This window comes from Frankia sp. CeTa3Moorea, assembly GCF_978021225.1.
This window is the reverse complement of the sequence record NZ_CDXDOR010000002.1, coordinates 18,066-31,562: the sequence shown is the minus strand read 5'-3', so window position 1 is coordinate 31,562 and position 13,497 is coordinate 18,066. Positions and strand designations below refer to the sequence as shown.

8 protein-coding genes are annotated in these 13,497 nt (G+C 74.3%); 4 read left to right on the top strand and 4 right to left on the bottom strand.

The annotated features are described in order from the left end of the window. Positions 1-9: 9 nt before the first annotated feature. Both AC08OV_RS00685 and AC08OV_RS00680 read left to right on the top strand, forming a co-directional pair. On the top strand, positions 10-297 hold the full coding sequence (locus AC08OV_RS00685) for a mycoredoxin (protein ID WP_476619134.1): 288 nt from the start codon (positions 10-12) through the stop codon (positions 295-297). 113 nt (positions 298-410) lie between these two features. After that, positions 411-1,559, top strand: coding sequence for a GAF and ANTAR domain-containing protein (locus AC08OV_RS00680; protein WP_476619133.1), 1,149 nt, complete (start codon positions 411-413; stop codon positions 1,557-1,559). 48 nt (positions 1,560-1,607) lie between these two features. On the opposite strand, the gene AC08OV_RS00675 is transcribed toward AC08OV_RS00680, so the two are convergent. Beyond that, a complete protein-coding gene (locus AC08OV_RS00675) occupies positions 1,608-2,954 on the bottom strand; it encodes a M16 family metallopeptidase (protein ID WP_476616037.1) in 1,347 nt (448 codons plus the stop codon). Further along, entirely contained in the window at positions 2,951-4,252 is a 1,302-nt protein-coding gene (locus AC08OV_RS00670) for a M16 family metallopeptidase (RefSeq protein ID WP_476616038.1), read from the bottom strand. The genes AC08OV_RS00675 and AC08OV_RS00670 overlap by 4 nt, the downstream gene beginning before the upstream one ends. Before the next feature lie 232 nt (positions 4,253-4,484). Here AC08OV_RS00670 and AC08OV_RS00665 point away from each other — a divergent pair, with 232 nt between their 5' ends. Together AC08OV_RS00665 and AC08OV_RS00660 are read left to right on the top strand one after the other, a co-directional pair. After that, positions 4,485-5,855 (top strand): PucR-like N-terminal domain-containing protein, encoded by a 1,371-nt coding sequence (locus tag AC08OV_RS00665; RefSeq protein WP_476619132.1) that lies wholly within the window; start codon positions 4,485-4,487, stop codon positions 5,853-5,855. A 28-nt stretch (positions 5,856-5,883) separates the two neighbouring features. Next, entirely contained in the window at positions 5,884-6,675 is a 792-nt protein-coding gene (locus AC08OV_RS00660) for an endonuclease/exonuclease/phosphatase family protein (RefSeq protein WP_476615021.1), read from the top strand. On the opposite strand, the gene AC08OV_RS00655 is transcribed toward AC08OV_RS00660, so the two are convergent. Together AC08OV_RS00655 and AC08OV_RS00650 are read right to left on the bottom strand one after the other, a co-directional pair. Continuing rightward, entirely contained in the window at positions 6,633-10,025 is a 3,393-nt protein-coding gene (locus AC08OV_RS00655; protein WP_476615020.1) for an ATP-dependent helicase, read from the bottom strand. The genes AC08OV_RS00660 and AC08OV_RS00655 overlap by 43 nt on opposite strands. After that, positions 10,022-13,327, bottom strand: a complete 3,306-nt coding sequence (locus tag AC08OV_RS00650; protein WP_476619131.1) for an ATP-dependent helicase — start codon at positions 13,325-13,327, stop codon at positions 10,022-10,024. Before AC08OV_RS00650 ends, AC08OV_RS00655 begins: the two co-directional genes overlap by 4 nt. Positions 13,328-13,497: the final 170 nt, after the last annotated feature.

Here is a 13,497-nt window from a genome sequence, read left to right as displayed (position 1 = left end):
GGCGCCGCGGTGGGGTTACATGAACCGTTGTGTCACCAGCGGCTTGGAGGCCCTTTCGTGCTCACGATCTACACGACTTCCTGGTGTGGCTACTGTGTTCGGCTGAAGCGCCAACTCGACCATGCCGGCGTCGAGTACACGACCGTTGATATCGAGCAGGACCCGACAGCAGAGCAACGTGTCCGCGATGCGAACAACGGGAACGCGACCGTACCGACCGTGCTCTTTCCCGATGGCACTGTGATGACGAACCCAAGCCTTCGCCAAGTCACAGAGAAGGTCACTTCTGCCGCATAACGGATACGTAGAGCAACGACATCTCGGGAGTTCTTACCTTCCCACTGCACACGCGGCCGGCTCGTGGGACGGTGTCCGTCACTGCCCGTGAAGTTTGTGGGAGAGTTCGGCCTGTGTCGTCAGTACCTTCAGAACAGGCGTGGAGCACCGTCGATGCCGCGCTGCGGGCCGCCAGTGCCCTTCACCGGATGGAGACGGCCTGTTTCGTCGTGGTATCGACGACGACCGCGAGCTATCTCCGGGTGACAGGTCCCTCCGCTGGTCTCGACGAGGGAACGCACTACCCCCGGGGGGACAGCCTGGTCGCCCGCGTGCTCGACGGCACGCCCGCCACGGCGTCCGGTCTCGGCCCGACGCACGCCGGATCCGACACGGCCGAATACCGCCAGCTCGGGATACGCAGTCATGTCACGATGCCGGTGGTCCGCGCGGACGGTCGGCTGGTGGGCCTCCTCGTCGGCCTGGACCGCAGCAAGGTGATCGTATCGGCCGACATCCTGGCCCTGCTGCGCGGGGTGGCCGATGCACTCGCGGCCACCGGGGACGTTCCCGTGCCGAGCCCGCCGACGGTCTCCGCGAACGGTCCCCGGCCGCCCGGCGGCCCGACTCCCCCGGGCCCACCGGCGGCCCCGCGCCCACCGGGGCGGATACCCACCCCGCAGACCATCGCGCGGGCGGTCCGGCCCGGGCCGCCGGGCCGGGCCGGGCCGCCGTCCGCGGCGGGCGGGACCGGGGCGGGAACCGGCCCCCGCCGGACCCCCTCGGACATGCGCCTTCGACGTACTCCCGCCGGGTGGGTCGTGGAGGGTCCCGGAGCCGAGATCCGGCCGGTCGGCGACCTCCTCTCGGCAATGGTGCTCGCCGATCTGCTGGCCGAGGATCTCGCCCCGCCCGGCCGGCCCCGCCGCCCCGATCGTGACCTGAGCGAGGTCGAGCAGCTCCGGCTGTCCGTCGTCCAGCTGGAACACGCGCTGGCCTCCCGCGTAATCGTGGAACAGGCCATCGGGGTCCTCGCCGAACGTAACCACATCCGCCCGCGGGAGGCCTTCGAGCGGCTGCGGCGCACCGCTCGCGGAATGGGACGCAGGGTGCACGATCTGGCTCGGCAGGTGGTCGATTCGGTGGGCGACCCACGCGCCGTGCTACCGGGCGAGCTCGGTGGGCGGGGCGGCAACCCACCGGGCGGTGGACCACCGGCACCGAGCCCCGGCGGCGGCGCGCCCCGCCCCGCGCCCCCGCGTCCCACCTCCACCAGGCACTGAGCACGCCCCGCCGGACCCGGGACCCCGGGACCGGGACGGGCCCGGTGCTCAGGACGCGACGATGCCCAGTGCCCCCACGGCCGCGGAAATCCTGGCCGCGTCCCCGACGAGCACCGTGATCAGCTTTGCCGGGGCGAGCAGGCCCGCCGACACCGCCTGAATGTCGCCCACGCCGACCTCGGCGAGGGCGCGCGGGTGATCACGCAGGTACTCGACCCCGATCCCGGCCCCGGCCAGCGCCGACAGCGTCGAGGCGAGACCGGCGGCGGTCGCACTGCCCAGTGCCAACGTGCCGACGGCGTATTGCCGGGCGGCGTCGAGCTCCTCCTCGCTGGGCGGTAGAACCGCCATCCGCCCGAGCTCGTAGAAGATCTCCAGCAACGCGGGCCCGGTCACCTCGGTGGCGACGTCCGCGGCGACGGTGAACCGTGACCCCGCCTGGTAGTGATCGATCGAGCTGCGCGGGGAGTAGGTGTAGCCCTTGTCCTCGCGGATGTTGTTGACCAGCCGGGAACTGAAGTAACCACCGAAGATGGTACTCGCCAGCCGCTGCGCCGGGTATCCGGGCGCGGAGCGGCCCAGGGCCGGTCCGCCCAGCCTGATGTTGGTCTGCACGGCACCCGGACGGTCGACGATGACGATCGGGCCGGTGGTGAGGGCCGGGACCGGCGGGACGGCCCGCGCGGGCCCGCCCGTCCAACCGCCGAGCGCGGCGGAGACCGCCACGAGAGCACGCGGCGCCGACACGGCCCCGACCAGGGTGAGGATCGCGGCGGCCGGGGAGATCCGTTCGGTGTGCAGGGCCCGTACGTCCTCGGGACCGACCTGTCCGACGGTCTCCGGCTCGGCGATGCCGGTGGCGTAGGGGTGGTCACCGAAGAGCCGGCCGAGCAGCGCCTCCCGGGCAATGACCGCGGGCTGGCTGCGGGCGACCGCCGTGTCCTCGACGATCCGGTCGCGTTCGCCGGCGACCTCGTCGTCCGGGTAGGTGGCACCGAGGAGCACCTCGGCCATGATTCCCAACAGGGGTTCGAGGTTCACCGCGAGGGCGGAACCGACGATGGACAGCCGGTCGGCGTCGACCCCGGTCGACAACGATCCGCCCAGGCGCTGGACCTCGGTGGCCAGGCCCACCCGGTCGAAGCGGTGTGATCCGGTGAACAGCGTCTCCGCGAGCACCTCGGCCCGGGCCTGGTGCACGGCGCCGACGCCGGCGAACGGGATCCGCAGCCGCACCTCGACCAGGGGCACACTGGCCCGCTCCACCACCAGCACCCGCAGACCGTTGTCGAGAGTGTGGTCGGTGACAGCCGGCAGCTCCGCCGGGACGGTCGGGCGCACGGCCGGGATGACCGCCGCCCGGGTGGTCGTCGAGCTCAGCGCGCTGCCGCTCATGAGGCGGCGCCGGCACGCAGCTCCAGGACCGAGCGGCCCTGGTCGAGAAGCGCCCGGGCGGCCGCGGCGACGGCCTCCCCGGTCACCGCGGACAGTTCCGCGGGCAGTTCGTTCACCAGCTCGGGACGTCCCCGTTGCAGTTCGTGCACGGCCATGGCGAGTGCCCGTCCCAGCGCGTCGTCGGACTCACGCAGCAGCGAGGACGCCACCCGCGCCTGCACCCGCTCCAGCTCGCCGTCCGCCAGGCCCTCACCCGCCAGCCGCGCCAGTTCCTCGTCGACGGCGGCGAGGACGGCGTCCGCGCTCGCGTCCTCGGACTGGCGGGCCTCCAGGGTCAGCAGCAGCGGGTCACGCTGCTCGAACGGATCCCCGAAGGTGCCGAGGTAGGTGCTCACCCCGATGACCGAACGGTCCTTCTGCACCAGGCGGCGTTCGAGCCGGCTGGCGTCGCCGTCGCTGAGGATCTCGGTAAGCAGGTAGTAGGACAGGTAGGTGGACAGGTCGTCGATCGGGTCGGGCACCCGGTAGCCGACCGCCAGGGCGGCGCGCGGCGCGAGCGGGTCGGTGAGCACCGCCCGGCGCTCGGTACTCGGCACCGGCTCGGCGAAGCTCACCCGCGTCGGCACCGAGCGGGCGGGGATGTCACCGAAGTACCGGCGGACGAAGGTAAGCGTCTCCTCCGGGTCGATGTCGCCGACGATGGTCAGCACGGCGTTGCCCGGTGCGTAGTACTTGTCGAAGAAGTCCTCGGCGTCGTCCAGGCTCGCGGCCTCGAGCTCGGAGAAATCCCCGTAGCCGTTGTGGGCGTTCGGGAAGGTGTCGAACGCGACCGGCGGCAGCTTGATCCAGGGAAATCCCCCGTAGGGGCGGTTCAGGACGTTGACCCGGATCTCCTCCTGCACCACGGCGATCTGGTTGTCCAGGTTCTGGCGAGTGATCTTCGGTGCCCGCATCCGGTCCGCCTCCAGGAACAGGGCCAGTTCGAGCGCCCCGGCCGGGAGCAGCTCGAAATAGTCCGTGTAGTCCGGGTGCGTCGATCCGTTGAAGATTCCGCCGGCGGCCTGGACATGCTTCGGATGCTCGGCCTTGCCGACGTTCTCGCTGCCCTGGAACATCAGGTGCTCGAACAGGTGAGCGAATCCGGTACGGCCCTCAGGCTCGGATCGGAACCCGACGTCGTAGTGCACCGAGACGGCCACCACCGGCGCGGTGTGGTCGGGGGCGAGCAGCACGCGCAGGCCGTTACCGAGCCGGGTCCGCTCGATCGGATAGGAGGATGCCGGCAGGGCCGACTTCATCGCGGTGGACGCGGCCGGGCCGGGTTCTCTAGGCGGGGACACAGTTGCCAACGCTACTGCCCGGCGGGCCGCGCCGGTGGCGAAGAGGACACCCATCCCAAGTCATGGCCACGGGAGGCCGTGCCCCGGCCCGCCCGGAGCCGATTCCGCCGGCCGCCGGCGACGATCACGGGCGGCCCGCCCAGAGGACGAGGTGCGGGAGATTGCGACTGTCGGGCGGCAAACTGTTCCCATGGGACAGTTTCCAGCCGGGCTGAGCGAGATCCTCGCCGCCGAGTTCGACGCTCTGGGTGAAGAGATCATCGCCGCGATCGCCCGGGAGGTTCCCGCCTACGCGCGCCCGCTGGAGGGCAAGTTCGGCCATGGGGTGCGCCGCGGAGTCGACGAGGCGTTGTTCCGCTTCCTCAGCCTGGTCGAGGCCGGTCCCCACTGCACTCTCGACCTCGCCGCCAGCCGGGAGGTCTATGTCCGTCTCGGCCGCGGCGAGGTGTACGCGGGACGGTCGTTGGACAACCTGCTGAGCGCCTACCGGGTGGGCGCCCGCGTCTCCTGGCGCCGCCTCGGGGAGGCGGCGGCCCGCCGCGGCGGGCTGGACGGCCCGGCGCTGGTGTCCCTCGCCGAGATGATGTTCGCCTACATCGACGGCATCTCCGCGGCCTCCGCCGATGGCTACGCGTCCGAGCAGTACACCGCGGCCGGTGAACTGGAGCGGCTGTGGGACCGGCTGGGCGAGATGCTGCTGTCCGGCGCGACCGGCGGGGCGATCGCGCAGGTCGCCCGTTCCGGCAGCGTGCGGCTGCCCGGCCGGCTGGCCGCCGTGCTCGTCCCCGCCCCGACCGGCTCCGCGGCCACCCACCCGGCCGGCCACCCGGCCGGCCACCCGGGCACCCACCCGGCTGATAGCGAGGCCGACCACGAGGCCGACCCCTGGGCAGGCTCGCTCCCCTCCCGGTTGCCCTCGGGCTGCCCGCGCGCCGTGCAGGGGGGAGACATCTGGGTGTTCGTCGGCTCGACCGAGCGGGCGGCCACCCGGGCGGCACTGGCGAAACAGCTCGCCGGGCTCGCCGCGGTGGTGGGACCAGCCGTGCCGTGGGGTCAGGCGGCGGCGAGCGCGGCGCGGGCGAGGTTCGCCTACGATGCCCGGAGCGCCGGGCGGCTTCGCGGCATCGCCGCGGCCGACCCCCTGTTCACCGACGAACATCTCAGCGCCCTGCTGCTGGCCAGCGACCCCGGGCTCATCACCGACCTTGCGTCCCGCCGGCTCGCTCCCCTCGACGGGCTGCCCTGCCGGACCAGGGAACGGCTGGCCGAGACCCTCCTGCACTGGCTGACCCTGCGGGGTCAGCGCGGGCTGATCGCCGAGCGGTTGCACATCCATCCGCAGACCGTCCGCTACCGGGTCAACCAGCTTCGCGAGCTGTTCGGACCATGTCTGGAGGACCCTGACACCCGCTTCGATCTCGAACTGGTGCTGCGCGCCGGGGCCGCCGAGGACGTGGCCACCGACCCGGTGAGTGCCGCGGTCCGCGAGGACACGGACGAGGGCCGGGGCCCGGGCTCCCGCCGTCTCGCGGCGGTGCGGGGTCGGTCACCCGGGCCGTGACGGACCTCGCATCCGATACGGTCCAGGCGTGCGGCTGGGCTCCTTCAACATCATGCACGGCCTGTCGCTCACGGATGGGACGGTCGAGCCCGCCCGCTTCGCCGCGGCCGTCTCCGCTCTCGACGTGGACGTCCTCGGGCTCCAGGAGGTCGATCTCGACCAGCCACGATCGGGTGGGCTGGACCTCGCCGCAGAGGCGGCGGCGGTGATCGGAGCCGGCGACGACGACTGGCGGTTCGTCCCCACCGTCTTCGGCACGCCCGGCGTGGGCTGGCGGCCGGCTGACGGGCAGCGTCGGGACGACGAGCCGGCGTACGGCATCGCTCTGATCAGCCGGCTGCCCGTCCGCGAGTGGCGGGTGATCGACCTCGGCCGGGCGCCGGTGCGGTCCCCGATCGCGATACCGGGGGGTCCGGGCAGGCGAGGACATCTGATCATGCTCGACGACGAGCCGCGGGCCGCGATCGCCGCGCGGGTGGAGTCGGCCGAGGGCCCGCTGACGGTGGTCAACACCCATCTGTCGTTCGTGCCGGGGTGGAACGCCGTGCAACTGCGCCGGCTGGCCCGCCGGCTCGCGGACGTCCCGGGGCCGCTGGTCCTGCTGGGCGATCTGAACCTGCCCGGCCGGCTACCGGCCGCGCTCACCCGCTGGCGCCGATTGGCGGTGACGCCCACCTACCCCGCGCACTCCCCGCGGGTGCAGCTCGACCATGTGCTGGCCCGCGGGCCGGTAGGCAGGATCATCGCCGTGCAGGCCCGCCGCGTGCCCATCTCGGATCACCTGGCGCTGTCCGTCGACCTCGCCGACCCGCGGGCCTGACCCGCGGCGGGCCCGGTGCTCGGACTCGCGAGCAGGTCGGCGAGCTCCTCCTCGGACAACGTCGGGGGCCGGACAACGGCGCCGGTGCGCACGTACAGGAAGGCGGCGTCGACCGCGCTCAGGTCGACGCCCCGCAGCCGGGCCCAGGCCAGCCGGTAAATCCCGAGCTGAAGATCGTCGGCCTCGGACCGGCCGGTCTTCCAGTCGACCACCTCCCAGCGACCGCCGCCGAGGTCGTAGACGGCGTCGATGCGACCGCGCACGATCCGCCCGGCAAGGCGGAGCTCGAAGGATTCCTCGATCGCGAACGGCCGCCGGGCACCGTACTCGGTACGCAGGAACGCCTGCTGCAGCGAGCGCAGATCGTCGTCGGTGAGCTCCGCGTCGGCCGCGCCGGGCAGATCCTCGGTGTCGATCAGTGCACGGTAGTCGAAGATCTCCTCAACCCAGGCGTGGAACCGGGTGCCGCGCCGGGCCGCGGCCACCGGACGGCGCGGCAGCGGCCGGACCAGCTCACGGGCGAACGCCTCCGGGTCCGCGCGCAGCCGGACGATCTGGGACGCGGTGAGGCTCGCCGGCAGGGCGACATCGGTCCGCGCGAGGCGTGCCGCGCGTTCCTCGGCGAGCAGCAGCCGGGCCTCCCGGTCGAGCTCGGCGAGCAGGGCGCGCTCGGCCGCCGTCATCCCGGCCGGATCGTCGACGAACGGTTCCCCGGCCGGTTCCGCCGACGCCCCCGGTACGCTCAGCGCGGCCAGCCGCGCCATGACCCCCTCGGCCGCGGCGAGGCGCCGGGCGTACGGCTCCGGCTCGTAGGGGATCGGCCAGGCGAACCGTTCCGGCGTCGCCAGCGCCGGGTTGGTCCGCTCCGCCGGCTCCGGCGCCCAGACATCGACCCGCCCACCGCCGGTGCGGGCGTGCTCGGCGAGCTCGTCGAGGAACACCGAGGCACCGCGTGGGGTCTTCTGGGTGGGTCCCCACCAGTGCCCGCTCGCGAACAGCAGCGACTTCGCCCGGGTGACCGCGACGTAGGCGAGCCGGCGTTCCTCCCGCTCGGCGTACTGACGGGCATCGGCCCGGAAAGCGTCCAGGGCGGCCTTCTCGGCGGAGACCGTGAACGCCGGCAGATCGTCGGCGTCGCCGCGCAGCGGGATCGGCAGCACGCCCGGGGAGGTGGTCCACTGGTCGCGCACGGTCAGGTCGGGGAACACCTTGCCGGTCAGGTTCGGGACGGCGACGACCTCCCATTCCAGGCCCTTGGAGCGATGCATCGTCATCAGGGCGATCGCGTCGGCCCCGGACGGCCCGGCGACGTCGAGACCCCGCTCGTGCTCCCGCGCCGCCCGGAGGAATCCGAGGAACGCGGGCAGGGAGTTCGTGCCGTCGGGATCGGTGAAGCCCGCGGCCACGTCCAGGAAGGCCGCGACGTTCTCCTGGCGCCGGGCCCGCACCGCCACCTCGGTCGCCGTGAGCTCCACATCCAGCCCGATCGTCGCGACCACCCGGTGCAGCAGGTCGAGCAGGCCCTCGCCGACGTGCCCACGCAGCGCGGCGATCTCGGCGGCGAGCCGGCGCACCCGGGCGCGCCCCGGCGCGGACATCTCCGGCCCGGGGTCGTCGAGGACGTCCGACAGGGCGACGACGTCGGCGGGGTCGACGTCGGCGACCGCCTCGGCGAGTGGATCGGACCGTCCCGGCAGGTCCGGATCGCCGACCGGGTCCGGGACCCGCGCCGCCTCGCGCGCGTGGCGGCCGAGCGCGGCGAGATCCCGGGGGCCGAGCCGCACCCGCGGCCCTGTGAGCAGCCGGACGAGCGCGGCGTTCGCCGTCGGCGAGTCGAGCACCTCCAGCATGGCCACGATCTCGGCGACCTCCGGGACGATGAGCAGCCCGGTCAGCCCGACGACCTCGACGGGCAGCCCGGCCGCCTGCATCGCGGTAAACAGCGCGGGGATGTCGCCACGGGCCCGGACCAGCACGGCGATGCCGCCGGGAGCGGTGCCGGCGTCGACCACCCGGCGGAGCTGGTCGGCGATCCAGGCCACCTCATCGGCCCAGCTGACGTGCAACGCGACCACCGCCTCGCCCTGCTCAGCCACGTCGGGCCGCGGGCGGAGCTCGACGACGCGGTGACGGGCCCGCAGCTGTGCGGCGACGGTGTTGGCGAGGCGGAGCAGCCGGCCGCCGCTGCGCTGGTTCACCGACAGTTCGTAGACGGCCGCGGGCGTGCCGTCGGCCCCGGGGAAGTGCGTGGGGAAGTGGTCGAGGTTCGCCACCGACGCCCCGCGCCAGCCGTAGATCGCCTGGCAGGGGTCGCCGACGGCGGTGACCGGATGCCCGCCGCCGAACAGGCCGGTGAGCATCCGCCGCTGGGCCACCGAGGTGTCCTGGTACTCGTCAAGCAGGACGACACCGGCCCGCGCCCGCTCGGCCCGACCGACCTCCGGCATGGTCTCGGCGAGCCTCGCGGCACAGGTGACCTGGTCACCGAAGTCCAGGACGTCGCGTTCCCGCCGGGCCGCCCGGTACTCCGCCACCAGAGCGGCCAACTCCCGGCGCCCCCGGGCTGCGGCCGCGCACCGGCGCAGCTCCCGGCGGACGCCCCGGGTGCCCCGCCGCTGCTCGGCGCGCCGCAGCGCCGCGTCGATCTCGGCGAGCAGCGCGCCGTCGAACGCGACGAGGCCCGCCGGATCGACCAGGTGCTCGCTCATCTCGGCGTCCAGCGCGACGAGCTCGCCGACGAGCGCTCCCAGCGAACGTGTCAGCGCCTCCACCTTCCCGCCGTGGGAACGGGCGACCCGGGCGGCGAGCTGGTAGCGGGCCGCGCCGGAGATCAGCTGGAGGTCCGGCTCCAGCCCCAGCCGCAGGGCGTTGTCGACGACCAGCCGCCCGGCGAAGGCATGGTAGGTGGCGACGGTCGGCTCCCCGTCCACCTTGCCGTCCGCGGCCGGTCCACCCGGGCCCGCCCCGGCCGACGCCTTACGCAACGCCAGCCGCACCCGACCGGACAGCTCCGCCGCCGCCTTCGTCGTAAAGGTCAGTCCGAGCACCTGGTCGGGCCGCACCTGCCCGGTGGCGACGAGCCAGACCACCCGTGCGGCCATCACCGAGGTCTTGCCGGATCCCGCGCCCGCGATGATGACCCCCGGTTCGAGCGGAGCGGTGGCCGCGGCGATCTGCTCGTCGGTGTACGGGACCTCCAGCAGGTCGCGCAGGTCATCCGGGTAGAGCCGGGGACCGGCGACGCCGTCCGCCGGGTCACCGTCGACGCCGCCGTCGAAACCGGGCAGGAACGGTTGGCGGGGAATCGTCACGTGGGCGCCCGCGCCCGGCTGCTCCACCCGCGGGTTCACTCGACCACCTGACGTCCCTCGGGCCGCGCGGGGCAGCTCGTCTGGAAGGTGCACAGCGTGCAGTGGTCGCCGGGCGTCGGCCGGAACGCCTCGGCGTCGATGGTGCGCACCGCCGCGTCGAGCACCTCGTCCATCCAGGTCGCGCCGTCGGGAGGCAGCGCATCCTGGGCCTGGACCTCCGGCGGGCCAGGCCGCTCCCCCGGCAGCCGCGGGCCGGCCGCCGCACCGCCGGCATCCCGCCGGAGCTGGACGAGCTCCGCCCCGCCAGGCACCGGCCGGGGCTGATCCGGCGCCGCGGCCGCGAGCACATCGTCGAGCGCGCCGGCCCGCACGGCGAGCTGATAGCTGCCCAGCTGGGGGTGGGTGGCGAGCTCGGCAGGAGCGACCGCGGTCCGACCGGTCTTGAAGTCTATGACGTGGACCCGGCCGGCCTCGTCCAGTTCGAGCCGGTCGATGAATCCGCGCAGCTGGACGTCCCGCCCGGCGACCCGCAGGTCGCAGGAGAACCTGACCTCCGCGTCGATCACGCACCGACCGCGCTCGGCGGCGTGCCAGTCCAGGAAGCGGGCGAGCGCCTCGCGGGCGGCCGCGCGCTCCTGATCGGAGCGCCAGCGGGCGTCGAAGTCCAGCTGCCGCCACACCGTGTTCAGCCGGGCGTCGAGCGCGGCGAGGTCGGCCGGGGCCCGCCCGGTCGTGACCTCGTCCGCCAGGGCGTGCACCACCTTGCCGAATCCCTGCGCGGTCGAGGCCGGGGTGACCGCGTGCGCCTCGTGCTCGAGGAACCACCGCAGGGAACAGGCGCCGATGCTCGACAGCGACGAGCCGGACAGCCGGATCGGCCCGGCCACCGGGACGACAGGAATATCCGACGTGGTGGGGTCGAGCAGCCCCCACCAGGTGTCCGGGTGCGCGGCCGGCACCAGGGGCCGGCCCGCCTGGTCCCGTGCCGCGGCGAGCGCGGCGAGGCGGGCCTGCGCGGCGGAGCGCATCGCGGGGCTCGAGCCCGGTTCCGTCGCCAGCCGGCGCAGGGTCGCGACCAGGCCGACCAGGGTGAGCGGCCGGACCGGGCGACCGGGCACATGCTCCACCGCTACACCCAGTTCCTCAAGGAAGCGGCTCGGCAGGCTGCCGTCGTCCTCGGGGCTGTTCACCGCGGTGACGATCAGCCGGCGCCGCGCCCTGGTCAGCGCGACGTAGAACAGCCGACGTTCGTCGGCGAGCAGGTCCTGGCGGGTCAGCGGCGGGCGCAACCCGCCCCGGGACGGCGCGTCGAGCTGCTCCGCGCCGAGCAGCGAATGCCGCTCCCGCAGGTCGGGCCAGGTGCCGTCCTGCACTCCGCAGACGGCGACGACCTCCCATTCGAGCCCCTTGGCGCGATGGGCGGTCAGCAGCCGCACCCCGCGGCGGCGCACGGACTCCCCGGCCGGCTCGAGGACGTCCCCGGCGATCTGCTGGCGGGTGAGCTCCGCGACCAGGGAGGCGACGCCACCGCCCGGCCCGCGCCGCTGGCCCAGCCGGGTGACGGCATCGAAGAGCGCCACGACGGCGTCGAGGTCACGGTCGGCCGCGCGCCCGGCGGCGCCCCCGGCCGCCGAGGCATATCGCAGCCGCGCCGGCCACTCGCTCGCCGACCACAGCGCCCACAGGGCGTCCTCCGGGGCGCCCGAGGAGTCCCGCAACGCCTGACCGGCCGTCCGCAGCAGACCGCCGACCCGCCGGACCGGCCCGGCCAGGTCGTCGGGGATCGTCGCCAGCCAGTGGTCGGGCTCGGCGATCGCCGCCCGCAACAGCTCCGCCGACGGCGCCGGATACTCGGACCCCGCGTCGCGCTCGAAGGCGCGCAGCGCCCGGCCCAGCGCCCGCAGCCCGGCCGGGTCCGCTCCACCGAGCGGCGAGGTGAGCAGGGTGCGCGCCGCGTCGACGGTGAGCGCCCCGGCCGGATCCTCCGCGCAGCGCAGCGCCAGCAGGAGCAGGGCGGCGGCCGGCTCCTGGGCGACCGGCAGGTCGTCACCGTCGACGCTGACCGGAACGCCGGCGGCGGCCAGCACGCGGCGCAACCGGCCGATCCGCTCGGCCGTGCGGACCAGGACCGCCATCGCGTCCCAGGCGACGCCGTTCTCCAGATGCTCGCGACGGAGCAGGTCGGCCACCGACTCGGCCTCCGCGCCAGCGCCCGGGAACGTGCGGGCCTGCACCTGGCCGGCGTCGGCGTCGACGCGCCCGACGAGGTCGCGGTGTGCCCGGATCGCGGCCGCCGGAAGCCCGGCGGCCGGGATCCGCCGGGCCACGTGCCGGCTCGCCGCCAGCGGGGCCGGGGCCATCCGCCGGCAGCGCCGCAGCGCGACGATCGGCGCCGGCTCGCCGTCAAGGCGGGGGAACCGGGCCGGGAAGCCCAGCAGGCCGGCGACCTCGGCCCCCCGGAAGGCGTAGATCGACTGGTCCGGGTCGCCCAGCACGACGAGGTTGCCACCACCGCCGGCCACCGCCCCCAGCAGGCGTTCCTGAGCCGGATCGGTGTCCTGGTACTCGTCGACGAAGACGTGCCGGTAGCGCCCACGCAGCCAGGCGCCCCCCTCGGCACTCTCGGCGACGACCACGGCCCGGTGGACGAGATCGGTGTAGTCGACCGCCCCCTCGAACCCGAACACGTCGAGGTACATCTCGTAGAACTCGGCGAGGGCGGCCCAGTCCGGGCGGCCGGTACGCTGGGCGAGCTGCGCCAGCGCGACCGGTTCGAGCCCGACCTCGCGGGCGCGGGCCAGCAGCGCCCGCACCTCCTCGGTGAAACCGCGGGTGCGCAGGCAACCCACGAGCGGCTCGGGCCAGACCGGCCGGCCGTCCTCGCGGGAACCCTCAATGAGATCGCGCAGCCGACTGTCCTGCTCCGGGCCGGACAGCAGCCGGAGCCCGCCCGGCGGGGCCGGCCGCTCGTGCGCGCGCAGCAGCGCCAGGCACCAGGCGTGGAACGTCCACGCCCCGGGACCTCCGCCGGCCCCACCCTCGGCACCGAGCCGTGCGATGATCCGCTCCCGCAGCTCGCCGGCAGCTCGCCGGCTGAAGGTGAGGACCAGGATCGACCGCGGATCCGCCCCGGCTTCGATCCGCGCGGCGACCGCCTCGACGAGCGTGGCCGTCTTCCCGGTGCCGGGCCCGGCGAGCACCAGCAGCGGCCCGCCGCCGTGCTCAACCACCGCGCGCTGCGCCGCATCCAGGACGAGCGGGCGCGGCGGCGCGACCGGGGCGGCGACCAGCCGGTAGCCGGGACGCGGGGCGGCGGGTGCGGGGGCAGGAAGGACGACCACGGGCAAAGCACATCACGTGGGTCCGACAACTCCACCAACTCCACCGACTCCGCCGGCCCCGCGGCGGGTCGGCGTCCGTAGCGGGTCGGCGATGGGACCGCGGTGTGTCGACGACCGGGACACTCGGTCATCACCGGGACATTCGGTCATCACCGGGACATTCGGTCATC